The sequence below is a fragment of the uncultured Duncaniella sp. genome (assembly GCF_910577345.1).
GTDB lineage: Bacteria > Bacteroidota > Bacteroidia > Bacteroidales > Muribaculaceae > Duncaniella.
Map to the genome: position 1 here is coordinate 103,629 of NZ_CAJTMT010000003.1, position 24,882 is coordinate 128,510.

Annotated in this window: 18 protein-coding genes; 11 read left to right on the forward strand and 7 right to left on the reverse strand. The window is 51.3% G+C overall.

The window, feature by feature from the left end:
* Positions 1–3 precede the first annotated feature (3 nt).
* Both QZ310_RS02390 and QZ310_RS02395 read right to left on the reverse strand, forming a co-directional pair.
* Positions 4–2,301 carry a TonB-dependent receptor gene (locus QZ310_RS02390; protein WP_297070141.1) on the reverse strand — a complete coding sequence of 766 codons (2,298 nt, stop codon included), beginning with the start codon at positions 2,299–2,301 and terminating at the stop codon, positions 4–6.
* Positions 2,302–2,598: 297 nt separating this feature from the next.
* Positions 2,599–5,745, reverse strand: coding sequence for an efflux RND transporter permease subunit (locus tag QZ310_RS02395; protein ID WP_297069992.1), 3,147 nt, complete (start codon positions 5,743–5,745; stop codon positions 2,599–2,601).
* A 225-nt stretch (positions 5,746–5,970) separates the two neighbouring features.
* Between QZ310_RS02395 and QZ310_RS02400 the strand changes: the two genes are divergently transcribed.
* Genes QZ310_RS02400 through QZ310_RS02410 form a run of 3 tightly spaced genes read left to right on the forward strand, consistent with a single transcriptional unit; the run spans position 5,971 to position 8,118 of the window.
* Positions 5,971–6,930: a histidine kinase gene (locus QZ310_RS02400; protein ID WP_297069994.1), complete on the forward strand. Its 960-nt coding sequence runs from the start codon at positions 5,971–5,973 to the stop codon at positions 6,928–6,930.
* Positions 6,927–7,631: a LytTR family DNA-binding domain-containing protein gene (locus QZ310_RS02405; protein ID WP_297069996.1), complete on the forward strand. Its 705-nt coding sequence runs from the start codon at positions 6,927–6,929 to the stop codon at positions 7,629–7,631. Before QZ310_RS02400 ends, QZ310_RS02405 begins: the two co-directional genes overlap by 4 nt.
* 16 nt (positions 7,632–7,647) lie before the next feature.
* Positions 7,648–8,118: a PepSY-like domain-containing protein gene (locus QZ310_RS02410; protein WP_297069997.1), complete on the forward strand. Its 471-nt coding sequence runs from the start codon at positions 7,648–7,650 to the stop codon at positions 8,116–8,118.
* A gap of 138 nt (positions 8,119–8,256) precedes the next feature.
* Here QZ310_RS02410 and QZ310_RS02415 read toward each other — a convergent pair whose 3' ends face one another.
* Genes QZ310_RS02415 through QZ310_RS02425 form a run of 3 tightly spaced genes read right to left on the reverse strand, consistent with a single transcriptional unit; the run spans position 8,257 to position 13,942 of the window.
* The gene (locus tag QZ310_RS02415; protein ID WP_297069999.1) at positions 8,257–9,627 is read right to left on the reverse strand and encodes an efflux transporter outer membrane subunit; all 1,371 of its coding nucleotides are present in this window, start codon (positions 9,625–9,627) and stop codon (positions 8,257–8,259) included.
* On the reverse strand, positions 9,624–12,782 hold the full coding sequence (locus QZ310_RS02420) for an efflux RND transporter permease subunit (RefSeq protein WP_297070001.1): 3,159 nt from the start codon (positions 12,780–12,782) through the stop codon (positions 9,624–9,626). Before QZ310_RS02420 ends, QZ310_RS02415 begins: the two co-directional genes overlap by 4 nt.
* A complete protein-coding gene (locus QZ310_RS02425) occupies positions 12,779–13,942 on the reverse strand; it encodes an efflux RND transporter periplasmic adaptor subunit (protein WP_297070003.1) in 1,164 nt (387 codons plus the stop codon). The genes QZ310_RS02420 and QZ310_RS02425 overlap by 4 nt, the downstream gene beginning before the upstream one ends.
* Positions 13,943–14,167: 225 nt before the next feature.
* Here QZ310_RS02425 and QZ310_RS02430 point away from each other — a divergent pair, with 225 nt between their 5' ends.
* Together QZ310_RS02430 and QZ310_RS02435 are read left to right on the forward strand one after the other, a co-directional pair.
* On the forward strand, positions 14,168–15,079 hold the full coding sequence (locus QZ310_RS02430; protein WP_297070005.1) for an AraC family transcriptional regulator: 912 nt from the start codon (positions 14,168–14,170) through the stop codon (positions 15,077–15,079).
* 116 nt (positions 15,080–15,195) lie between these two features.
* Complete coding sequence (locus QZ310_RS02435) at positions 15,196–16,089, forward strand: hypothetical protein (RefSeq protein WP_297070008.1); 894 nt, start codon at positions 15,196–15,198, stop codon at positions 16,087–16,089.
* A gap of 204 nt (positions 16,090–16,293) precedes the next feature.
* Here QZ310_RS02435 and QZ310_RS02440 read toward each other — a convergent pair whose 3' ends face one another.
* A complete protein-coding gene (locus QZ310_RS02440; protein WP_297070010.1) occupies positions 16,294–16,668 on the reverse strand; it encodes a helix-turn-helix domain-containing protein in 375 nt (124 codons plus the stop codon).
* A 312-nt stretch (positions 16,669–16,980) separates the two neighbouring features.
* Here QZ310_RS02440 and QZ310_RS02445 point away from each other — a divergent pair, with 312 nt between their 5' ends.
* The 6 genes from QZ310_RS02445 to QZ310_RS02470 all read left to right on the forward strand — a co-directional run bounded on the left by QZ310_RS02445 (position 16,981) and on the right by QZ310_RS02470 (position 22,872).
* Positions 16,981–17,652, forward strand: coding sequence for an NAD(P)-dependent oxidoreductase (locus QZ310_RS02445; protein WP_297070012.1), 672 nt, complete (start codon positions 16,981–16,983; stop codon positions 17,650–17,652).
* A 147-nt stretch (positions 17,653–17,799) separates the two neighbouring features.
* A complete protein-coding gene (locus QZ310_RS02450; RefSeq protein ID WP_297070014.1) occupies positions 17,800–18,201 on the forward strand; it encodes a pyridoxamine 5'-phosphate oxidase family protein in 402 nt (133 codons plus the stop codon).
* The gene (locus QZ310_RS02455; RefSeq protein ID WP_297070016.1) at positions 18,191–18,988 is read left to right on the forward strand and encodes a protein-ADP-ribose hydrolase; all 798 of its coding nucleotides are present in this window, start codon (positions 18,191–18,193) and stop codon (positions 18,986–18,988) included. Before QZ310_RS02450 ends, QZ310_RS02455 begins: the two co-directional genes overlap by 11 nt.
* Complete coding sequence (locus QZ310_RS02460; RefSeq protein WP_297070018.1) at positions 18,981–19,832, forward strand: Sir2 family NAD-dependent protein deacetylase; 852 nt, start codon at positions 18,981–18,983, stop codon at positions 19,830–19,832. Before QZ310_RS02455 ends, QZ310_RS02460 begins: the two co-directional genes overlap by 8 nt.
* A 14-nt stretch (positions 19,833–19,846) precedes the next feature.
* Entirely contained in the window at positions 19,847–21,397 is a 1,551-nt protein-coding gene (locus tag QZ310_RS02465) for an alpha/beta hydrolase (protein WP_297070020.1), read from the forward strand.
* A gap of 281 nt (positions 21,398–21,678) precedes the next feature.
* Positions 21,679–22,872, forward strand: coding sequence for a multidrug effflux MFS transporter (locus QZ310_RS02470; protein WP_300878124.1), 1,194 nt, complete (start codon positions 21,679–21,681; stop codon positions 22,870–22,872).
* Between the two features lie 221 nt (positions 22,873–23,093).
* On the opposite strand, the gene QZ310_RS02475 is transcribed toward QZ310_RS02470, so the two are convergent.
* Complete coding sequence (locus QZ310_RS02475) at positions 23,094–24,806, reverse strand: alpha-amylase family glycosyl hydrolase (RefSeq protein ID WP_297070022.1); 1,713 nt, start codon at positions 24,804–24,806, stop codon at positions 23,094–23,096.
* Positions 24,807–24,882 lie beyond the last annotated feature (76 nt).

A 24,882-nucleotide genomic window follows, 5' to 3' on the forward strand; every position in this document is an offset into this window, starting at 1 on the left:
TGTTTAATTTCCGAAATACACCCTCACCTTGCCGTAGAATGCACGTCCGGCTTTCTGAAGACTGAAGTTGTCATAGAGGTTAGCGTTGGTGAAGTTGCGGCATTCAAACGAGAGGTTGTAACGTCCGTGAGCTATACTGTAGCTGAATGTCAGATTATTGGCAAACTGCGTCGGGACGATATAGTCATTGTTCGCAGCACCGATATTGGCGGGATAGTATGAAAAACTGTGGGTGTACTGGTTGTCGTAGGTGACAGTCAGAGTGTTACCCTTGCCTCCAAGTCCGACCCAATAGAAATTGACATCGGAGTCAGCGAACAGATAGGGAAGGTTGGGCATACGTTCGCGGTAGGCGATGTTGTCGGCCGTCGATCCCATCACATGAGGCATATTGTCGCGCACATTCATCTGCGAGAAATTGCCGCCGATGCTGAGCCACTTCGAGAAGGTGTAGCGGGCAGAGATATTGAATCCCTTTGTATCGACCTTACCGTAGTTGATATATGTCGCCGCAGATTTGCCTCCGCTGAGTGCGAGAATGTTGCGCTGGATATAGTCGCGGGTGTCGCGGTAGATGAAACCGGCTTCGACATAAATCGAGTTGACACCGAAATTCTTTGTGAAGCTGAGGTTAAAGTTGAGATTGTGGCTCGATTCAGGTTTCAGGTTCACCTGTCCTTGCTCAAGGTCTTCATCACCGAAAAGTTCCTCTATCGAGGGCAGACGGTAGGCTTTTTCGTAGGAAGCCTTCAACTGGAAGCCGAGAGGCATGAACCATGTTCCTGCAGCACCATATCCGATATAATCATCTGAGCGGCTTGTGAGAGTGTAGTCGGTCTGTGAAGAACTTCCTGAATTGCTTGTCACAGGGCCGGACACATACTGATGATACTCCTTGCCGAAAACGGAGAAATTGAGTTTCTCGTTGGGCATGTAGCGGTATGAGACACCGAGGATATTCTTGCTCGTCACCTTATTATACTCATCCTCGCTTCCGGTGATGAGATTGCGGTTGCTGCGGTCAAAACCGTTGAATACATCGTTGACAGTGAACACATGGTGATCCTTTAGTCGGTAATTGGCGGTAAGGGCAGCCGACCAAGTGTCGTTGTCGGCGCGGGCATACTGATATGATTGCTCACCCGGAGAGTTGAGCTTTTCAGTCTGGCCGAACCAATTGTATTTGACCGAAGCGGTGTCGACGTTGATGTTGGCGTTACGGCTGTAGTTGGCGTTGAACGAAACGTCAAGACCCTTGGTGAAAAGATTGCGCTTGCCATATTCGAGTGAGGGCATCAGAGTGTGGCCGTGGCGGTGTTTCTGACCATAGACAATCTCCTGACGGACACCGGTCTGCACATCTTTATAAACGTGCGAATAGTTGAACCCGAGAAGAAGGCGGTCGGCCCAGGGCTTGTTGACAAAACCGATTTTACCGATGACGGCTTCATTGTGATATGTGTCGTTGAAACGCTTGACATGCTCTTTCTTGCGACGGTTGATGGCTCCCGTCTCGAAATTCTCAACAGGGGTATCGACCCAGTAATCATTGTCCGAATAGTTCTGGAAAGCATTTATCTCATACTTGAAACCGTTTCTGAGGGTCTGGCCGAAGTTGACGTATGACTTGTGGGTGTTGAACGATCCGTAGGAGTACGATGCATCCACAAACCATTTGCGCTGACGTTTTGGAGTGACGATATTGATGATACCGCCGATTGCATCCGCGCCGAAACCGACGGGGACAACGCCACGGTAAATCTCGATGCGGTCAGCGAAGTTGACCGGAATATTGTTGAGGCCGAACGCGCTTCCGACACCTTCCTGCGGAACACCGTCGATAAACACCTTGACATGCTTTCCGCTGAAACCGTCCATCGTCACGGCCATGTCGGAACCGACACCCCCGCTCTCACGGATTTTCATGCCCGGAGCCTTTGCAAGCGCCTCGCTGAGTGTCTTGGTCGTGTTGACGAGATCCTGAGTGTTGACAGCCGTTGCATTGAAGGCCGAGTTCTTTACCTTGCTGAGCTGACTGCCGACCACTATCACCTCGCCGAGTTGGGTGACAGGTCTGAGCTTCACGTTGAGTTTCCGGCGTTCCGAGGCGGAAATCTTCACTTTGGCCTCCTGCTGTTCGTAGCCAACGCAGGTGAAGACCAATGTATAGTCACCCGCCGGTGCCGACAGATGATAGAGACCTTTTTCGTTAGTCGAACAGGAATAAGATGTCCCTTTGAGGAACACTGTGGCGAAGTCGATTGGCTCGCCATCCACTGAAATAACTTTTCCGGAAATCATCCCTTGAGCTTCCCGGGCAAATGCTGTGGCAGTGATAATCAGAAGAGAAATACTACACAATAAATACCTTTTCCAAATTGTCATGTCGAATTAACTTTTTGTAGTGCAAAGGTCGGTAGTTTATAATCCTAAAAAAATACTCAGAAATAGGTATTAAAACCGCAATATATTGACAATCAACAAAATAAACAACCAATATTTCATGCCATAATTGGCAAACGACATATTTTCAAGGGTAAACAAATTCGCTGTTACCCTAATGGGCAACAGCGAATCACAAGAAATCGTTATTTATAATTATTCTTTAATCGTTTTTTGTGAGTTAGGCAAGCGTTTTTTAGGAGTGATGCGCTCATGGAGATACTGAAACACAATGAAAAACACCGGTACCAGGAAGAGCAAGGCCAAAGTTCCGAAGAGAAGTCCTCCGACCGTACCGACTCCGACAGAGATATTACCGTTGGCACCCACACCGGAGGCAAACATCAGCGGAAGCATACCGAATATCATTGTAGCCGAGGTCATTATGATCGGGCGGAAACGCGCCTTGGCGGCTGAGATGGCCGCAGCTACCAATCCCATACCCTCCTTTCGTCGGGCCGTGGCATATTCCGTAAGCAGGATAGCCGTCTTGGCAAGAAGTCCGATAAGCATGATGAGACCAATCTGCATGTAGATATTGTTCTCGATCCCCCACCATCGCGCGAAGAGGAAACTTCCGGCCAATCCCATCGGGACTGCAGCGATGACGGCAAACGGGACTGTCAGACTCTCGTAGAGCGCACATAATATAAGGTATATGAAGGCAAGACAGATGCTGAAGACAAGGACAGTAGTGTTTCCGGCCGACGACTCCTCGCGCGACATGCCTCCGAACTCATATCCGAAGCCCGACGGCAGATACTTGTCGGCAACCTCCTTGATGGCATTGATCGCCTCGCCTGAACTGTAGCCCTCACCCTGCTCTCCGAAGACTGAAATCGAAGGGAAGAGATTGAAACGCGAGAGGCTTTCCGACCCGTAGACTCGCGTCAGTGTGATGAAGTGGTCGAGAGGAGCCATCTCTCCTGTCGACGAACGGACATACATGCTTTTCAGTGATTCAGGACTGAGGCGGTCATCCGGAGCGGCCTGGACCATCACTCGGTAAAGTTTTGTGAATCGGTTGAGGTTTGATGAATAACTTCCTCCGACATAACCCGCCAAAGTCGACAGCACATCGGCCGGCGAGACATTCATCTGAAGGCATTTGGCTGCATCGACCTCGACCATATACTGCGGATACTTGGTGTCGAATGTCGTATAGGCGCGTGAGATTTCCGGACGCTTGTTGAGAGAGTCGATGAACTCACGGGTCACCCTCAGAAGCTCGTCGGTTGTCGTTCCCGATCTGTCCTGGACATACAGTTCAAAACCGCTGCCGGTTCCGTAGCCCGAAATCATCGGCGACTGCGAGGCGCGTATCTGCGCCGAGGCTATCCCTTCGGTGCGTTTATAGATTTCCTTGATGACGGCATTGATGTCCTGCGAGGCATCCTTGCGTTCGCTCCAGTCGCGCAGCCTGATGTTGAACGAACCGGCCGAGGCCGACTGGTCATGACGCGCATTCTTGCCGGTCACACGCGAATAGATGTAGATTTCCGGAATATCCTTGATGGCATTCTCCACCTCATCCATTATCTCGCTTGTCTCCGCGAGGTTACTGCCGGGAGCGACCTGCACGTTGAGGCTGATGGTACCCATGTCCTCCTGCGGCACAAGACCGGTCTTCGTTGTCGAGACGAGCCACACAAGTCCACCTATCGAGAGAAGGAAGAGCACACCGACAATCCAGCGGTTCTTGAAAAGGAACATCACACCTGTGCGGTATTGCCCGACGACAGTCTCAAGCGACTTATCGAAAGCATAGTGGAAACGCTCGACATAGTTGAGCTTCTCCCCTGCCCCTTTGCCGGGACGCATGAGCAGAGCGCTGAGCGCGGGACAGAGAGTCATCGCATTGATGAGCGATATGCCCACCGCAACCGCCATCGTCAGACCGAACTGCTTGTAGAACGTTCCGGAGGTGCCACCCATGAAACATACCGGGATGAACACAGCCATGAATACGATGGTGGTCGTGATAAGTGCGGCCGAAAGCCCTCCCATAGCCGAGACAGTAGCCTCGTAGGGGTCCTTCTTTCCGGCTTCGAATTTCGCCTGCACTGCCTCGACGACAACAACGGAGTCATCCACCACCGTACCGATAACAAGCACTATCGCAAACAGTGTCAGCATGTTCAGAGTGAACCCGACAGCATAGATGAATGCGAATGTTCCGGTCAGCGACACGATGATGGAAAGGGCCGGAATCAATGTCGCACGCAAATCGTGGAGGAACACATAGACCACCATCACCACAAGGATGAGGGCGATGATAAGCGTCTCAATCACCTTCCATATCGATGCGTCGAGGAAGTCTTTGGTGCTTGAAATGTCGGTCAGCACCATGCCTGCGGGCAACTTTGCCCTTATCCCGTCGAGGGTCTTGTCAATCTCGATTATGACCTCGTTGGCATTCGAGCCTGCCGTCTGTGCAATCATCGCGTTAGCTCCTGGGTGGCCGCTCGTCTCGCTCAGCATCGCATAATTGACTGCTCCAAGCTCAACGGTGGCAATATCCTTCAGGCGCAACACGCTTCCGTCGGGGAGCGCACGGACAACAAGATTCTCATAGTCCTCAGCATCCTCATAGCGGCCACGGTATTTCAGCACATACTGGAAAGTGTTGAGCGACTCGGCTCCGAGCGTGCCCGTAGGCGACTCTATGTTCTGCTCCGAAAGCACCTTGTCGATGTCGGCCGGAACAAGCCCGTATTGCGACATTTTCGACGGATCAAGCCAGATGCGCATCGCATATTCCGCGCTGAAGATATTCACCTCGCCCACACCCGCAATTCGCGAAATCTGAGGCTCGATGTTAATCTTCATGTAATTGGTCAGGAAGTTGGCATCATAGCTGTCATCCGGACTGTAGAGGGTGATGGATTTCAGAGTACTGTTCTGACGCTTGCGCACTGTCACACCGCTCTTCGTCACTTCCGCAGGAAGAAGACCCTGTGCGGAAGCCACACGGTTCTGGACATTGACCACGGCCATGTCGGCATCCGTCCCCTGTTTGAAATATATCGTGATGGAAGCGGTGCCGGTGTTGGTCGCCGTGGATGTCATATACATCATGTCCTCCACGCCGTTGAGCGATTCCTCAAGCGGGACAATCACGCTTTTAAGCACCGTCTCGGCATTGGCGCCTGTGTAGGTCGCCGACACCCTTACTGTCGGAGGCGCGATATTAGGAAACTGTTCGATAGGTAGTTGAAGCAAGCCTAAAACGCCCAGAATCACAATCAGCACGGAGATTACACCGGCTAAAATCGGGCGGTCGATGAATGTTTTTACTGTCATGATGCTATTGTTTGGACGCAAAATTAAGTGATTAAACCTTTGCCCATGACAACTGTCCAAACAGATAGTGACAAAAGTCATTGAAGTAGTGGTCAACGGTCAAACCGAAGCTACATCTTTAACTACAAAATATTTAACTTTGCATCGGAATTCCAGCCAACACAGCAGATGAAGAATGTGTCCCTCTACATAGATCTCGTTTTTTGCATTATCGTATTGCCGGTAATGGCAATGATTTTTCCCATCGAGCGGTGGTTTCACAACTTCCAGGCCTACATGATTACTGTCACCGTATGGCTATATGCTGTCTACTTCATCAATCGTACCGTGACGGTACCCTTCTTGTTCCGCGGTGAGCGCAAACGCATCTTCGGCATCCTGCTGATAGTGACTTCGCTGGTAGCGACCTACCTTCTGTCGGATGTGATGCTGTATAATCCCAAGCCAAACATCCACGATTTCGGAATCACCCGCATCCTCCCTCACATCCAGCAATACCAGCAGGCCATCTGGTCACTGTTCATGATTGTCGAGGCCTTCAGTTTCGCTGTCGGACTGCTCACCGAGGTAAACTTACGAAAATCCTATCTCCGCGAAGTGGAAGCTGACCGCGACAAGGCTGAAATCGAGCTTTACAAAGCCCAGATAAAGCCTCACTTCATGTTCAACACCCTCAATTCGCTCTACGGCCTCTTCCTCACGCAAAACGGGAAAGCTCTCGAATCACTGGAGAAATTCATCTCCATGATGCGCTATATCCACACCACTTCCGGCCACGATCTCGTCCCGCTCTCCGACGAAACCGACTATATCCGCCAGTATGTGGGTCTCCAATCCCTCCGACTTAACGAGATGACCACCGTCACACTCGATATAGACATCGAGCACGATGCGATTGAAGTCCCTCCGATGCTGCTCGTCACCTTTGTCGAGAACTGCTTCAAACACGGAGTCTCACCTGTCGAGAAAAGCGACATCGTGATTTCCCTCACCGAGAAAGATGGCCAGCTCCTCTTCTCCACCTCCAACCGCATCTTCCCCATGAAGCGCATCGGCGAACACATGGGCATCGAGAACTGCCGTCGGCGTCTGCAGCTCCTCTATCCCGGCCAACACCGGATAGAAATCGACAACGACGGCCATAACTACAACGTCAAACTAATCATTAATCTCAACCGTATATGATCAAATGTGTCGCTATCGACGACGAACCGATAGCCCTCAGCATCATTCAGGAATATTGCAAGCGATACGGCGACATTGACCTCCAATGCTTCACATCGCCAATCGCAGGAATGGATTGCATCCGTTCAACCCGCCCCGACATCGTCTTTCTTGACATCGAGATGAATTCCCACAACGGCCTCACCCTCGCCAAGGAACTCCCGGCAGGAACCTGCCTGATTTTCACGACAGCCTTCTCCCACTATGCCATAGACGGCTTCAATGTCGATGCCGTCGATTTTCTCCATAAGCCGATTTTCTATCCGCGCTTCGAGAGAGCGATGGAAAAGGCGAAGAAGTATATGAAACTCTCGGCTGAAGCTGATGAGATGTCGGGCACAATCACCCTGAAGGTCGAACATAAGAATGTCATCGTCAATCTCAAGGACATCATTGTCATCGAGGCGATGGACAACTATGTGAAAATCTTCCGTAAGGATCTCCCGATGGTCCTTTCGCAGATAACCATGAAAGAGATGGAGACCATGTTGCCGCCGGATAAGTTCATCCGCATCCACCGCTCCTTCATCATCTCGGTCGCCTCAATCGAGAAATTCTCCAACCGCACTGTCTATCTTCAGAAATTTCCGCGCCACATCCCCGTCGGGCGTAAATATCTCCAGACATTCAATAATTTCTACAACACATTTTTAACCAGATAAAACACCCGTTTTTACAATGAAAAAATTTTTCTCACTGATGCTTGTAGGCCTCGCAGCCTCCATGTCGTCTGCCGCTTTTGCCGGCACCCCTATCAACCAGTCTGAACTTCCCAAGGCCGCACAGACCTTCATCACAAAGTATTTCGGCAAAGACCAAATCAAGAAAGTCGAGAAGGACAATGGCCGTCGCGGCGTTGAATACGATGTCGATTTCGTCAGCGGCGCTGAAGTTGAATTCATGTCGGAAGGCAACTGGAAGGAAGTCAAGGCCGCTCGCGGAACAGCCGTCCCCACAGCTATCGTACCTTCGGCAATCGCAAAATATGTCAGCACTAACTTCAATGGCCAGACCATCGTTGAAATCTCACGCAAACGTGGTGGCTATGAAGTTGAACTTTCCAACGGCTCAGAGCTTAAGCTCACCGAGGACGCCAAGCCCATGCCCGACCGTCAAGGTGGCAGAGGCGGCAACCGGCCCCGCCGATAAATGCTCAGGCGTTTCCAAAATGCACTCTTGAATTGAACAAAACCCCGGAGGGGCAAAAGAATCAGAAGTTATCGGAATCCAATCCTGACTTCTGATTCTTTTGCCCCTCCGGGATTTTGTACTTTTTGAGATTCAAGTTCACTCTGCGCCACCGCCGAGAGCCTTGTAGAGCGTCACGACCGACTGCAGCTGATTCAATTTGTCGACCACAAGATTCAGTCGTGAGTTCAGAAGATCCTGACGTGACGAAAGCAATTCGAGATAAGTGGCATTGTTCGTGCGGAAAAGAAGTTCGTTGGACTTCACCGCTTTTTCCAGAGCCTCACACTGCACACTGTGATATTCAAGGTTATTGCCGTAGGATTCGATGGCATAGAGGGCATCGTTCACCTCCTGTCCGGCATTGAGAAGAGTCTGCTTATAGTTGAGCATTGCAATCTGCTCCTCATCCTTGGATATTCTCAGATTCGAGATGAGTTTACCACGCTGGAATATCGGTTGTGTCAGAGAACCGAGCGCCGAGAGAATCCAGCCGCCGGGATTGGTCACACCCTGCCCGAGCGCATTGGTCCATCCGGCTGAACCGCCGATGGTCAACGACGGATAGAAAGCCGCGCGCGATTGATTGGTCGAATAATATGCTGCGGCGAGAGCCATCTCTGCCTGCACAACGTCCGGACGGGCCGACAGCAGTTGCAACGGCACACCGACGCTTATTTCCGACGGCATCGCCTGACTGTCGAGCTTACCGCGCTCGATGCTCCTGTAGGTTGTCCCGAGAAGGGTGCAGATCGAATTCTCTGTCTCCCGCTGCTGACGCAGGAGAGTGTTGTGGGTGGCGAGGAGCTGATTGAGATTTGCCTTGGCCTGACTGACGGCATTCTCCCTCACGTCGCCGACCTTGAGTTGCAGTTCCATCGTGCGCACCTGCTCCTTCCATATCTCGATGGTCTGATTGCTGATTTCAATCTGGTCGTCGAGCATCAGGAGCGAGAAATAGCTGTTGGCAATCGAGGCAATGAGTTCGGACTGCACCGCACGCGCATAGGCACCCTGCTGGAGCAGGAGTGCCTGCGCTTCCTGCTTTGCGTTGCGTAATTTCCCGAAAATATCCACCTCCCAGCTCATCGCCACGGGGATTTCATACGTCTTGCTGACTTTTGAACCCTCAGCTTTCGTGATTGCCCCGTTCGGCGAGAAGGTCAACGATGGAAGATAGGCCAATTTGGCAGCCGTAAGTCCTGCCTTTGCCTCGTCAATGCGCAGCAGTGCTATCTGCATATCGGTATTGCTGCCGAGCCCCTCACGGATGAGCGATTGCAGATGCCCGTCGGTAAAGAGGCTTTCCCACGGCATTGTGCCGAGCGATGCGAGCGTGTCGGCGTGCGCCATTGTGGATTCGTCGTAGAGACCCTCCACAGGCAGTCCCTCGGGACGGCTGTAATTCTTGTAGAGATTACAGCCTGTCAGTCCCAGGGAAAGTATTGCTATGATTGGTAGGAATTTCATTTTGTGGGTTCTTTTTCATTTTCACGTTCTTTGCGCCGACGCCACATCACCTTCTCTTCAATATACTGGAAGGTTATGAAGAAGGCCGGAGTCACAAACAGAAGGCCGATTGTTCCGATGATCATACCTCCGACCACACCGACACCGAGCGAGGTGTTGCCGTTGGCCCCCACACCGGTCGCGAACATCAGCGGGAGGAGACCGAAAATCATGGTGAGGGCAGTCATGAGAATCGGGCGCAGACGCACCGAAGCCGCCGACATTGCTGCCTGTGTGAGCGACATGCCTGCCTTTCGGCGCTCGGTTCCGTATTCCGTCAGAAGGATGGCGGTCTTGGCCAGAAGTCCGATAAGCATGATGAGACCGGTCTGCAGATAGATATTATTCTCGATGCCCCACAGTTTCGCGAACAGGAAGCTGCCCATCAGACCGAAGGGAACAGAAAGGATGACCGCAAGCGGAATGAAAAGGCTCTCGTAGAGCGCGCAGAGGATGAGATAGATGAACAGGACGCAGATACCGTAGATGATGACGGTGGTGTGGCTGTTGCCTGTCTGTTCCTCCTCACGGGTCATGCCGGAGAACTCGAAGCCGAAGCCTGTCGGCAGAGTCTCGGCGGCAACCTCATTGATGGCATTGATGACATCGCCCGAACTGTAGCCCTGGGCAGGCATACCCTGGACATTGATGGCGGCAAACATATTGAAGCGCATCAGCGACTCCGCGCCATAGGTCTTCGTCAGTTTCACGAACTGGCTGATAGGAGCCATGCCGTTCTTCGTCTTCACATATATATTATTGAGAGCCTCCATGCCGTCACGGTAGTTGTAGGGTGCCTGCACGATTACACGGTAAATCTTTGTGAAGCGGTTGAAGTTCGAGGCGTAGATACTGCCGAAGTAACCCGAGAGCACGTTGAGCACCTCGCTGGTGGTCGTACCGGCGCGCTGACACTGGGCCTCGTCGACATCAATCGTGTATTGAGGGAAATTGGCGCTGAACGAGGTCTGGGCCATTTCCACTTCCCGGCGTTTGTTGAGCGCTTCAAGGAAATCGGTGATCACCTTGCTCAGTTCGTCATATCCCTTGCCTGCACGGTCCTGGATATAGACATCGAAGCTGTTACCCGAACCGTAGCCCTGAATCATAGGGGGAGCGAAGATAAACAGACGCGCGTTCTTGATGTGGGCCGTGCGGCGGTATATCTCGCTTCGGATAGCATCGACATTGTCATTCTTGCCGGTTCGTTCCTCCCACGGTTTGAGTTTGATGATGAACATACCGTGTGAGGCTCCGTTGCCCGAGGCCATACCGAAGCCGGCCACCATATTGAAGTTGTCGACCTGCGGCATCTCCTTGAGTTCCGCCTGGATTTCCTGCATGATGGATTCTGATTCGGCAAGTGTGCTTCCTGCCGGAGAGTCAAAGCTCATGAAGATGGTACCTGTATCCTCGTTTGGCACAAGGCCGGTCTTCGTCGTTCCCATGAGCCATACGAGCAGGGCGCAAGCCGCTGCAAGCGCGGACCATCCGAGCCACTTGTGTTTGATGATGAAGAACACACCACCGACATATTTGCGCACTATTCTCTTGAACGTGGCATCGAAAGCCATGCGGAAGCGGGTCGAGAATTCAAGCTTGTCGCCCTCCTTGATTATCTGGTTTGGTCGGAGAAGGAGCGCACACAGTGCAGGCGAGAGCGTGAGGGCGTTGACAGCCGAGATACCCACGGCTACTGCCATTGTGATACCGAACTGGGTGTAGAACACACCCGAAGTGCCACCCATGAACGACACTGGGACAAACACCGCCATGAAGACAAGTGTCGAGGTGACGAGTGCCGAGGACACACCGCTCATCGCATCAACCGCAGCCTTGTAGGTCGAGCGGTAACCTTCGTCAAACTTTGTCTGGACCGCCTCCACGACGATGATGGCGTCATCCACAATCGTACCGATTGCGAGCACAAGCGCGAAGAGCGTGAGGAGGTTAATACTGAAACCGGCTATATAGAGCACGGCAAACGTACCGATGAGCGACACGAAGATACTGATTGTCGGAATCAGTGTCGAACGCGGATTCTGAAGGAAGAAATAGACCACGAGCACCACAAGCACGATGGCTTCGAGAAGCGTCTCGACAACCTTGTCGATTGAAGCGTCAAGGAAGGTCTTGGTACTCATGAGCTGCACGAGCTGAACATCGTCGGGCAGCGTCTTCTCAACCTGCGCGAGATACTTCTCGATATTGATGATGATTTCGTTGGCGTTGGAGCCTGAAATCTGGTTAATCATACAGGTCGCACCCGGCAGACCGTTCACAAATCCCTTGTAGGAATAGCTCTGTGCGCCAAGCTCGACATCAGCGATATCCTTGAGCTTCAACACACGGCCATCGTCAAAAGCCTTGATGATAATTTCCTCAAATTCGCTCTCCTCTTCGAGACGGCCACGGTATTTGAGCGTGTATTGGAACACATTTTCCGAATCCTCGCCGATAGCACCTGTCGAGGCCTCGATGTTCTGGCTCGAAAGGGCGGCTGTCACATCATCGGGGACAAGCTCATATTGCGCCATGACATCCGGTTTGAGCCATATACGCATCGCGTATGCGCCACCCATCACATTCACCTCACCGACACCCGAGATACGTTGGATGCCCGGCTTGATGTTGATGTTCATGTAGTTGGTGAGGAATGTCTCATCGTATGTGCCGTTGGGGCTGAAAAGGCCGAACACCATGAGCGTACTGTTCTGGCGCTTGCGCGTCGTCACACCGACCTTTGTCACCTCGGCGGGAAGAAGAGCCGTGGCGGTCGAGACGCTGTTCTGGACGTTGACCGCAGCCATGTCGCCGTTACTTCCCTGCTTGAAGTAGATGGTAATCTCACCGCTACCCGTATTACTTGCGGTGGAAGTCATGTAGGTCATGTTCTCCACACCGTTGATGGCCTCTTCAAGAGGCACGATGACGCTCTTCTGCACAGTCTCGGCATTCGCACCGCTATAGGTCGCCGAGACCCGGACAGTAGGCGGCGCAATATCGGGATACTGTTCGACGGCGAGGGCGAAGAGGCCGATGAGACCTGCGACGACAATCACCACGGAGATGACTATCGAGAGAATCGGCCTGTCTATGAATCGTTTTATATTCATTTCTCTTCCTCCTGCTTATCTTGCTTGGGTTGCTCCTGCTGCTTGGGTTGCTCTTTCATTGCTGTCACCTTGGTTCCGGCTTTGAGAAGTCCGGCACCCTCGGCCACGACGGTATCACCCTCGACGATACCGGAAGTCACGATATATTCCTTGCCGTCATTAATCTTGAACACCTCGATGGGGGTGGAGACGGTGGTTCCGTTGACAACCTTGTAGGTGAAGATTCTGTTCTGGATTTCGTAGGTGGCTCCCTGGGGAATCACAAGCGAGGCCGGACGGTCGTAGGAAAGGATGACATTGGCCGACCCTCCGCTGAGCAACTGCCCACCCCCATTGGGGAAATTGGCGCGCAGCGAGACTGTTCCGGTCGTCTTGTCCACCATACTGCTTATCACGTCAATCTGTCCCTTCTCGCCATAGATGGCTCCATCCTTCAGTTCGAGCGAGATCGGAGGGAACGACTTGATGGCTTCGTCGAGCGAACCGTATTTCGATGTCATCTCAAGCGCCTGTTTTTCGGCGAGCGAGAAGTAGGCATACATCTGCGAATTGTCCGAAACATTGATGAGGGGTTCGCTCATGGTGGGCCCGACGAGCGCACCGATACGGAAAGAAGTCATGCCGGCAACGCCGTCAACCGGACTCTTCACCTCCGTGTAGGAAAGATTGTTCTCAGCATCGCGCAACTCAGCCTTGGCCTGCATCAGCGCGGCTTCCGCACTCTTGTAGGCATTCTGCGATGTGCGTAGCTCGAAATCGGAAATCACCTTCTCCTTGAACAGTTCCTCCCTGCCCTCAAGCGACAGTTTGGCATTGGCAAGATTCGCCTCTGCAGTCGCAACAGCAGCCTGAGCCTTCTGCAAGGCTGCCCTGTAGGGAACCTGGTCGATTATGAAGAGCACTTGTCCTTTCCGGACCTTCGCTCCCTCTTCGATACATACTTTAGTAATCAGACCGGACACTTCAGGGCGGACTTCAACGTCCTGCCTGCCTTCGAGAACTGCTGAATACTTGACCGAAAGGCTCCTGTCTTCCGGTTTTACAGCAAGCAGAGGATACTCCTGGGGAGCCTCTGTTCGTTGTTCACCGTTTCCCCCTCCACAGGACGAGAGAGCAAGGCCGGTGACTGCCATTGCAATGAGATTTTTCCTGTATGACATAGAATGTGATAATAAATTTTGCGCAAATTTACTGCCCATCAACCCCGATTGGCTTATACTATAGGGACCTAATATTGTCCATTGTGCGCATTAATGTGAAATTATGTGAATATTTCGACCAAATTTATTTTCCAATCTACGCATTAGCATTATATTTGCAAATCCAAAAATTTCTTTAACGAAAGATAAAATATTGTTTAAAAAGCTCTTGAATCCCTCCAAAAAATGACCCAAGCAGAATTGATTTCCATATTTCCGCCACAAAACTCCATTGTCGAGAGGATCTTGCTCATCGGACCCGACCTTTTCAGACGGTTGGAAGGGCTGGCCGTGCATGAGTGCAGGATATTCCTGCTTCTGACCCGCGGGACCGCAACCCTCTCCGTAGGCAACGAGACCATCCGCATCCACGCCGGACATTTCATGGATCTCCTTGTCTGGGAACCAATTACTTTCATGGCCATGAGTGACGATATAGCCGGATGGTGCATCCTCCCGAACTACGAATTCACAAACGAAGCGCTCAACGACATGAAACCCGCCAATTCCGAATCGTTCAAAAACCGCCACTCTGTCCCGAGGCTTACTCTGAACGAAAACGAAGCGGCCGTCATAGAGGCCCAATTGAGCCTGTTCCGCAAGTGTCTGAATGACACCGACCATTTCTACCGATCGGAACTCTGTCAGACATATTTCCGCAGTTTCATGCTTGAAATCGGCAATCTGATGCTCCGCAAAGGTCAGGCCGAGGAGGAAAGCGACGGAGTGGTCACCCGTCAGGACATGATTATAATGGGATTCCTGAAACTCGTCTGGAAATACTACAAGGAGGAACACAACATCGATTTCTATGCCGGACGGCTCTGCGTATCAGCGAAACACCTTTCGCGTGTCGTCAAGGACAAACTCGGCAAGACACCCTACGCCGTCATCCGCGACGAGCTGGTCCAGCAGGCATGTTTCCTTCTGAAAGATACCACCATGTCCATTCAGGACATTTCTGCCGAACTCCACTTCTCGGAAATGGCGGCTTTCTGCAAATTTTTCAAGAAACACAACTCCGTCTCTCCAACCATGTTCCGCGCATCGGCCAAGAAAGCACACCAGTCGCTGTTAACAAACATTAACCAAATCTAATTTCCTGATTTCCACCATTAGTTTCATCAAGGTAAGTATCTGAGAAAAAGGTAACATATTGATTTTCAATTTTGCGCACCTTAACTTTGCCGAAGTTTACCATCACTATCACTCACATGAAGAAACTATTTATCATGAGTCTTGGCGCCCTCGCACTTGTTGCTTGTTCGCAACAGAAAAAGGAGGCTGCCACTGAAGAAGCAACTGAAGTTGCAAGCACTGATTCCGTTTCAACCGGTCGTTTTGACGTGCGCGAACTTGACGGCTGCAAGCTCCACATCTATCTCACCGAGGATCAGATGGGCGATGCAAGCTACATCATCGAAGGCCCTGATTCGCTCGTCACACTCGAACAGCCCCTCTTCAAGGTCAATGCACAAGCATTTGACGAATATCTTGCAACTCTCGGCAAACCTGTCGCTGAAAGAATTGCCGACTTCCATCTCGGAAACACCGGCGACGCAACCCTCGTGATGCCGGAAGGTATGCCCGCCGTCGTCAAAGGCCCTGCCTACAGCGGAATGATGAGCCATTTTGCCGAAGAATATGGCGACGCTATCGAACCCCTCCCCACAGGAGCCACTGAAGAGGTCGCTTTCAATACGACCGTGACTTTCGGAGGCGTCCCCTTCACTTTCTATAAAGGTGCTTCGAATGACTTCCCCGGTGCCAACATCCTTATCGGCAAAGATGCCGTCTACTCCCACTGGGCACCTGAAAAGTCCCACATCAATAATCTCTATGCCGGAAATATCGAAGGCGTGAATGACCGCATCGCCGAACTCGAACAGATTCTTGGCACAGGCGCTACCCTTTTTGTCGGAGGTCACGGCAATCCCGCCACAGCCGACGATGTGAAATTCCGCATCGCCTACCTCAACAAGGTAAAGGAACTGCGCGAATCCCAGCCTGATGCCGAAAAATTTGCCGCCGCCCTCATCGCAACCTATCCCGACCTTCCCGGAGAGGATGGAGTAAAGGGTCTGGCAGATTCCCTCTACGCAGAATAATCAAAGCCCTATGGCTGAATTAATGAGTAATAAAATTTTAACTGACAACCTTTCTCTTATCTCCTACTGATTTGTAACCATCCTACTCATATCTCGATAAAAGTTACTTACATATTATAGCACTGATTATATTATAGCACTGACACACACCTATGATCCGCCGCCGGTACATGATTGAATCATGCACCGGCGGTTCTTGTCTGATTATTCGGATTTCGACAAAGCCTTCGTCCTGTCGAGCAGGATTTCATCCATGTGCTCCTTGGCCCATTGAATCAATTGATTTATTATAGGGAAAAGCGAGTGGGAACGCTCCGTGAGCATGTACTCCACCCTCGGAGGCACCTCGGCATAGACCTTTCGCTTGACGAATCCGTCGGTTTCAAGGGTGCGCAGTGTCAACACCAGCATTTTCTGTGATATATCCTGAAGCTCTGCGGATAGATCCTTGAAACGCATGGACTCGTGTCCGTTGAGCGTGTAGAGCACAAGCAGCGTCCACTTGTCGCTGATGCGGTTGAGGATATTCCGGATAGGACAATCCGGATACAACTCATTTTTATTGAAATTTCGTTCCATATTCGTTTGAACATCAGTATTACTTTACAAAAGTAAGGAATTATATTTAAACATAAATCATAAATAAAGGAATTATATCAAAGTTTGCAATATACCGTGCCTGTCTTGGTGGTTTTACAAATTAATGATTGTTAAAAACTCCTCTCTCCTGTTGCGGCTTCCTTTTGAAAATCAGCAATACTAACCTCAAGGAAAGCAATGGAATTCTGCTTCCGTACGGGAAAGGTTAAAACTTTTTACCTAAATTTGGGGTATATAAAGTATAGTAATGTTGAAAGACAGACAAATATAACTATACAAAACAATAATATTATGGATAAAAAAGTTGCACTTATCGGTGCGAGCGGATTTGTAGGCTCGGCCATTCTCAATGAACTTCTCAATCGTGGTTATCAGGTAGAAGCACTTGTCAACCATCCCGATAAAATCAAAATCACCAATCCGAACCTTACAGTGAAGAAAGTCGATGTTTCAGATGAAAAAAGTCTTGAAAACGACCTCAAAGGTTTCGACAATGTCATCAGCGCATACAATCCCGGTTGGGCCAATCCCAATATCTATGAGGAGACCCTTACCAACTACCCCAAGATTCTCGAAGCTGCCAAGAAAGCCGGAGTGAAGCGTCTGCTCATCGTCGGTGGTGCCGGCACACTGTTCGTGAAACCCGGAGTACGTCTTGTCGACACAGGCACTCTTCCCGCAGAATGGCTCCCCGGCGTCAAATCGCTTGGTGAATTCTACCTCAACACCCTTATGCCCGAAAAGGACATCGACTGGATCTTCTTCTCGCCCGCAGGCAATCTCGGCGACATGGGCGCAAAAGGTCCCGGCAAGCGTACAGGTGTCTACCGTCTCGGCAAGGACGATATGATTTTCGACAAAGACGGCAACAGCTTCATCTCCGTCGAGGACTATGCAAAGGCAATGGTCGACGAGCTTGCAGAACCTGCCCACCACAAAGAGCGTTTCACCATCGGTTACTAAACCATATCAACCGACAGCGTGAAATTCCTCTCACGCCATATACTCTTCATGCACTCCCCTCTCTCCTCACTCTTTTCTCACGATTTCAATACCACTATATATAGTATAATAGCTCCGGTATATTAAACTTTTAGATTGTAAATCATTATGGATGCACAATTATTGGAAATTTTTCATAAAAACAAGGAAGTTGCCTTCGCCACTTCTGTGGACGGACGACCCCATGTCCGTATCTTCCAAATCATGAAGATTGACGGCAACGACATATATTTTGCCACCTCCCCTAAGAAAGAGGTCTATGCCCAACTGCAGGAAAATCCCCATGTGGCCATCCTCGACCTCAAGGGAGCATCGTTCGCACGCGTATCGGGAACCATCGACTTCAATATCCCCGACGAAGTCCAGCGTGAGATTTTCGACACCAATCCTGTCCTGCCCCACCTCTACAAGACATACAAGGATCTGGTCTATCTGCGTCTCCCGGCTGAATCCGCCGACTACTTTGATCTACGGACAACTCCCCCAACCCTCATTCACTATGATTTCTGAAAATGAAAGATTAGATATACTGCTCCGGTCGCTTCTCAGTGAGCGTCCGGAGTATTCCCGTATAAAAATCCCCGCCACGATAAAGGAAAAGCGGGATTTACTGCGGGCATTGATGAACGTGCGCACTCCCGCACCGGTCGCCGACGACATCATGAAGCTGCAGGACGAGGAACTCGCCTTGCAGCGCGAAGAGAAAGGCGTTGTCACCCTCGACTCCATCCCCGCCTCGCCCCTCGACCCGCGTCTGCGTCTATGGCAGGGCGACATTACCCGCCTTCAGGTCGATGCCATTGTCAATGCGGCCAATTCTCAGATGCTCGGATGCTTCGTCCCGCTCCACAAATGTATTGACAACGCCATTCACTCTGCCGCCGGAATGGAACTGCGGCATGAATGTGACAGAATCATGCATGAGCAGGGTCACGACGAGCCGACAGGTAAAGCCAAAATCACTCCGGGCTACAATCTCCCGGCCAAATGGGTCATCCATACAGTCGGCCCGATAGTCTATGGTCCTTATCCCACCGAGGAGGATTGCCGTCTGCTAGCCGACTGCTACCGCAACTGCCTCGCGCTTGCCGACGAGCATGGACTCTCGTCGATTGCATTCTGCTGCATATCGACCGGCGAATTCCGTTTCCCGCAGGCCAAAGCCGCTGAAATTGCAGTCGACACCGTCAGGAAATATCTCGGCGACCATCCCGACTGTCCGGTCAGTGCGGTGGTCTTCAATGTGTTCAAGGACGAGGACTATTCACTCTACAAAAAACTCTTACACTATGAATAATTACGAAGAAAAACTCGCGTTGGCGAGACAAAGGATTGCTGAAGCCGATGCGATTGTCATCGGTGCCGGTGCCGGACTCTCGGCTGCCGCCGGACTCGACTATTCGGGGCCGGCCTTCAAGAAAGAGTTTGCCGACTACATAAAGAAATACGGTTTCCCCGACCTCTATACATCGAGTTTCCATGACTTTCCGACCGAGGAAGAGCGCTGGGCTCGTTGGGCGCGCCATATCGACTACATCCGTTTCCGTCCCGGAGCCATGCCCCTCTACAAGGAACTCTACGACCTCGTGAAGGACAAAAACTATTTTGTCATCACCACAAACGTCGATGCCCAGTTCCGCAAAGCGGGCTTCAACCCCGAAAAGATTTTCGAGGTGCAGGGCGACTACGGACAGATGCAATGCGCCGTCGGTTGTCATCCCAAACTCTACTCCGACAAGGAGACCGTCGAGCAGATTCTCGCCCATTCCGAAAACCTCACCGTCCCGAAGGAATATGTCCCCGTGTGTCCCGTATGTGGCGGAAATATGGATGTTCATGTGCGTAAAAACCAATACTTCGTCCAGGACGAGGCATGGCACGCAGCCGCCGACCGCTACGAACGTTTCATGGACAAGTATGCCGACAGGAGCCGCGTGGTCCTTCTCGAACTCGGCATCGGCTACAACACCCCCGCCATCATCCGCTATCCATTCGAACGAATCACCTATCAGAATCCCGGGGCAACCCTCATACGCCTCAATGCCGACTATCCGCAGGGTCCTGCCGAAACTGCCTCCCGCACCATCTCATTCACTGAGAACATGGGAGAAGTCATTGACAATCTAAAAGAAACCAAGTAAAGAAACCAAACAAAATGAACCACAAACAATTAGTGGCCGGACTCGTGCTCGGTGCCGGAGCGCTGACAGCAATGGCACAGACCGACCCACTGAGATTCGACCCGTCGAAATTCACCAACGGCTCCATCACCATGCCCGATGGCCAGGAAGTGACCTACAAGGCATACGAAGGGATTTTTTATGTCAAAAACGTAGAGGATCCGACCTATCAGACCCTCAACATCTATGTCCCCGACAAGATGGCCGACATAGCCCGTGTGCCCATACTTCTGCGCACCTACGTCGGCGGCTATGCAGCCTCGACTGCCAAGTCACCCTCTCCGTCCGATGCCACCGGACGTGCCTTGCAGGAGGGCTACGTCGTCTGTATCCCCGGCTCGCGCGGATCAAACTCCACAATCGAGCGTGACGGCAAAACCATCTATACCGGCACCGCCCCCAACGGTCTGCTCGACCTCAAGGCCGCTGTCCGTTATCTCCGCTACAACGACGCCCTCATCCCCGGAGAATCGGAACTGATTTTCACCGACGGCACAAGTGCCGGAGGCGCAATGTCGTCGCTGCTCGGTGCGACAGGCAACAGCAAGGACTACGACAAGTACTTAAAAAAGATGGGTGCGGCTGACGCGCGCGACGATGTCTATGCCGCCATCTGCTACTGCCCAATCACCGACCTCAACCATGCCGACATGGAGTATGAATGGCTCTACGGATGCACCAACACCGGTGTGCGCCATCTCTCTGAGGCTCAGATTGCCATCTCCGACGAACTTGCTGCGGAATGTCCGGCCTACATCAATTCGCTCGGGCTCACTGAAAAGGACGGCACACCACTAACAGCCGACAACTACAAGGACTATATCAAGAGTTTCCTCATCGAATCAGCCCACCGCGCACTGCAGGAAGGCTGCGAGATTTCCGACACAATCGGATTCACCTTCTATCAGGACAAATTCGGTCCTATGGGTGGTGGTCCGGGTGCAGGACGTGGCGGCATGAGACCTGCAGGCGATCAGCGTCCACCAATGGGTGATGGCCGTCAGGCTCCGTCATTCGGTCCCGGAAATGCTCCCCGCTTCAACAAGACCTCTGATTTTGTGACCGGACTCGACCTTGACAAGTATCTCGGCTATGTCGCATCAGTCACACCTCTGAAAACTCCTCCGGCATTCGACCAGATGGGTGTACTCATCGACACTCCTTCACCTGAAAACAAGGTGTTCGGCAACGACAAGGGTGAGGCTGCCAACTTCACTGATTTCAGTCTACGCCATCGTCTCCACAATCCCAATGCAAAACTTGACAAGGATATGGTCGAGCGCGTAGCCATAATGAACCCAATGAACTACATCGGGTCAGGCAAATCGGATGTTGCTCCCAACTGGTATATCCGTCATGGAGCCAAGGACCGCGACACCTCGTTCCTCGTGCCCATCAATCTGGCAACAAAACTGCAGAACTCAGGCAAGAACGTGGACTTTGCACTCCCATGGAACCGTCCCCACTCCGGCGACTACAATCTCGACGACCTCTTCCGCTGGATTGCTTCCAACCTTGAAAAGTAGACCGACCATAAGAAACTGTATCAAACCGACATGAGAGATACAAAAGCACAAAAGAGCATAAGAAACAGAAGAATTTTATAATAAAAGGTATGGAGATAACCCTCAATCATACAGACACATATCTTCTGTCACTTATGCTCTTTTGTGCTTTTGTATCTCTCATGTCGGTTTGATACAGCTACGATGCCTAAGGTTGGTTTTCACCATCATTATTCCGATATTGGCCATAAAGATTTGTTGGGTTATATGGCATTTTTGGTAACTTTGCAAAAAATTTTGTTATGTCTGATTTTTCCAAAAAGTACTATTTCTTTCTTGTAATTTTTCTTGGAATGTTGTCGGCTTTCGGCCCCTTTGTAACCGACATGTATCTTCCGACTCTCCCCTCGATGGCCGACGTTTTCCACACCACCCCGTCACTTGTCCAGATGGGTCTCGCGACGAGCATGTTAGGACTGGCTGTAGGCCAGATATTTTTCGGCCCGCTCAGCGATAAATACGGACGCAAGGCCGTGCTCGTATCGGCAATGATACTTTTCGCGGTTTCCACTGTTGTGAGCATCTATTCCCCATCCATAGAATTTTTCAATATCTGCCGTTTCCTCCAAGGTCTCGGAGGTTCGGGCGGCATAGTCCTCTCGCGCTCAGTTGCAACCGACTGCTATTCAGGACGTGAACTGGCGAAGATGCTTGCCATCATCGGAGCTGTCAACGGTATCGCCCCTGTCACCGCCCCCGTCATCGGCGGTCTGGTTTCGGAAGCTGTCGGCTGGCAGGGAATTTTCTGGATTCTCTTCGGAATCGGAGCCGTGATTCTGCTGATGTGTCTGATTTTCAAAGAATCCCACGCAAAGGAAAAGCGCTACACCGGCAGTGTCATGAGCCTTCTGAGCAAATTTCCCGACATTTTCAAGTTGAAATATTTCGTGGTCTATACGCTCATGTATGCCTTCACCTGCGGCGTTCTATTCTCATATATCTCCTCCGCTTCATTCATCATCCAGAACCATTTCGGTTTCTCGGAACTTCAGTTTGCCATCATTTTCGGTGTCAACGCCCTCGGTATAGGCGTAGGTTCGGCCATGTCGCTTAAATTCCGCAAAATGCCCAACGCGGCGCTTTTTGGAGCCTCCGGCATTGCACTTTCAGCAATCTTGCAGGGAGTCGTCTATCTGCTTCTCCCCACTTTCTGGCCCTACGAGATCCTCACGTTCATCATGCTTGTCAGTATCGGTTTCATACTCACATCGGCAACCACGCTCGCTATGGATGAGGGACGTCAGATGGTCGGTACAGCCTCGGCTATTTTCGGTGCGTCAGGCTTCCTTTTCGGAGGTATCGTCTCGCCCCTCGTCGGTATCGGCAACATCCTGACCACCACACTCCTCCTCATCAGCATCTGCGCCTTCTTCGCCCTCATCTTCGCCTTCATCTCATTCCGCAGACGGACACCTCAGGCTCCGGCGTGTGCATAAACCGGAAAAATATAAGAATCCATCTATCAAAACATTTTAGGCACACAAAGACAAAATCTCAAAAGTGACAAAGGTTTATATTATCGCCGTCGCAAACGCCAACGGTCATAATATAAACCTTTGTCCTATTTACACTACCTGTTTGATTCTTACCCGCCCGCAGCTAACCAAGCTACAGAGATTGTCATTTTACAGAGATTGTGTGTGTTTGAGATATGGGATTAGCGGGAGATTACCGCAATCTTGTTTTTAAAAGTCGGGAAAGTCACGGTGCCATCTTTTACGATAGCTGTCTGACCCGTATACAGTTCCATGAGTTCCTCACCGTCCGAAAAATATGGTGAGACCCGTATGGGTTTGCCGGCGGAAGGCAAAAGCCTTAGAATCACAGTGTCGTCACCGGCTGTGCGGACACAGGTATGTGTATCGATTGTCACCTGACGGCCGACACCGATTGCAGGATGATGTTTGCGGATGGTTCCCAGACGACGGAAGTGATCAAGCAGGGCACTATCGGCGGTCAGCCAGTTCATGTCAGAGCGGAATGCCTGATTGCTGTCGACGTTGTAACGCGCATCGCTGAGTTCGCGTCCGGTCTCGTCGCCATAGAAAATCTGAGCCGTGCCCGGTGAGAGCAAGAGGGTTGTCGCACAGTCAGTCATATTGTCCATGTCGGCTTCGCGGTTATAGGAATTGTTGAGATAATTGAAAGGTGGCCATTGCGGATGAAGGGAAAGACTGTCGGCGTATGCCTGCCAAAGATACACGATGCCGTCAAGATCCCCGCGTTTCGGGAAAGTGCAGTTGACCATGCTTGCAAAGCCTGCATCAGCATAATCAGGCTTGAAATCAATTGAAGCACCATCGAAGTCACCTGTCATATAGAATTTTTCGGTCCATCGTGAAGCCGGGTCGGCCGGATGAGTCCGACGCCATTTTTCAAGAGCCGTGTTGCAAGCCTCGTTGAGTTCTTTCCAACGGTTGAGATGGACATTCTCGACAATGTCGCAGCGGAAACCGTCGATACCGAACTCCTCGACCCAAGATGCAATCCAAGCGATGACATACTGCATCGGACTCCACCGGCGGTTGACACGCAGTGAGCGAGCTGAAGGGTTGACCCAGGAATCATTGGCACTCCCCTCCTTCCGCCATTTCCGCATCAGGAAGTCGGGAATCTCAACCGGACTGTCACTCTCATCCTTATAGTCAGGCATACCATAAAGGGTTGCTTCAAGAGGATTTGACTCATCCCAACCCTCATCCGGCATACGGATCCAACCACGGTCATACCACCCGTTCCAACCGGCACGTCCTTCATAGAACTTGTCGAAACTCCATTCGCGTATGTGGTTTGCCGCTTCCTCTTCCGTGAGTCCTGTGTCGGCAAACCCATACTGCACGGCATCGAGCAGCACCGGATAGCCCGGGTCGTTGAGGTTGGCACCGAGCATCACACGGATACCCTGGGCATGGAGAGTGTCGACAAGCTCACGGAACTCATCAACAGTGCCATAGTTCTTGTCAATCTGCGTGTAGTCGAGCGGATAATACCCATGATAACCATAGTACGGGAAATCATTTATAGACCCGCTGCCCGACATCCAGCCATGAATCTGCTCGTAGACATCTGTCATCCACACAACATCCACGCCCATGTCCGTGAAATATCCTTCACGGGCCTTCCGGAGCATACCCTTGAAATCGCCACCGTGGAAGGTCGCGGCGTTAAGGCGCTCGGAGCCGTAGTCGACGATACGCCCATAGTTGACATCATTAGTGGAATCACCGTTGCAGAAACGGTCTGTGATAACAAAATAGACTGTGGCGTTTCCCCAGTCAAAATCGGTGCCTGACAGGCGGTTTTCACCCCATACAGAAACGGTCGGGAGAAATGCAATGATAATGGAAAGGAATAATACAAAAGTTTTCATCGTAAAAAAAAGAATTTACGACGAAATTACCAAAACGCTTTCTCACGCGCAATACTGATTTATAACCATCAGCAGT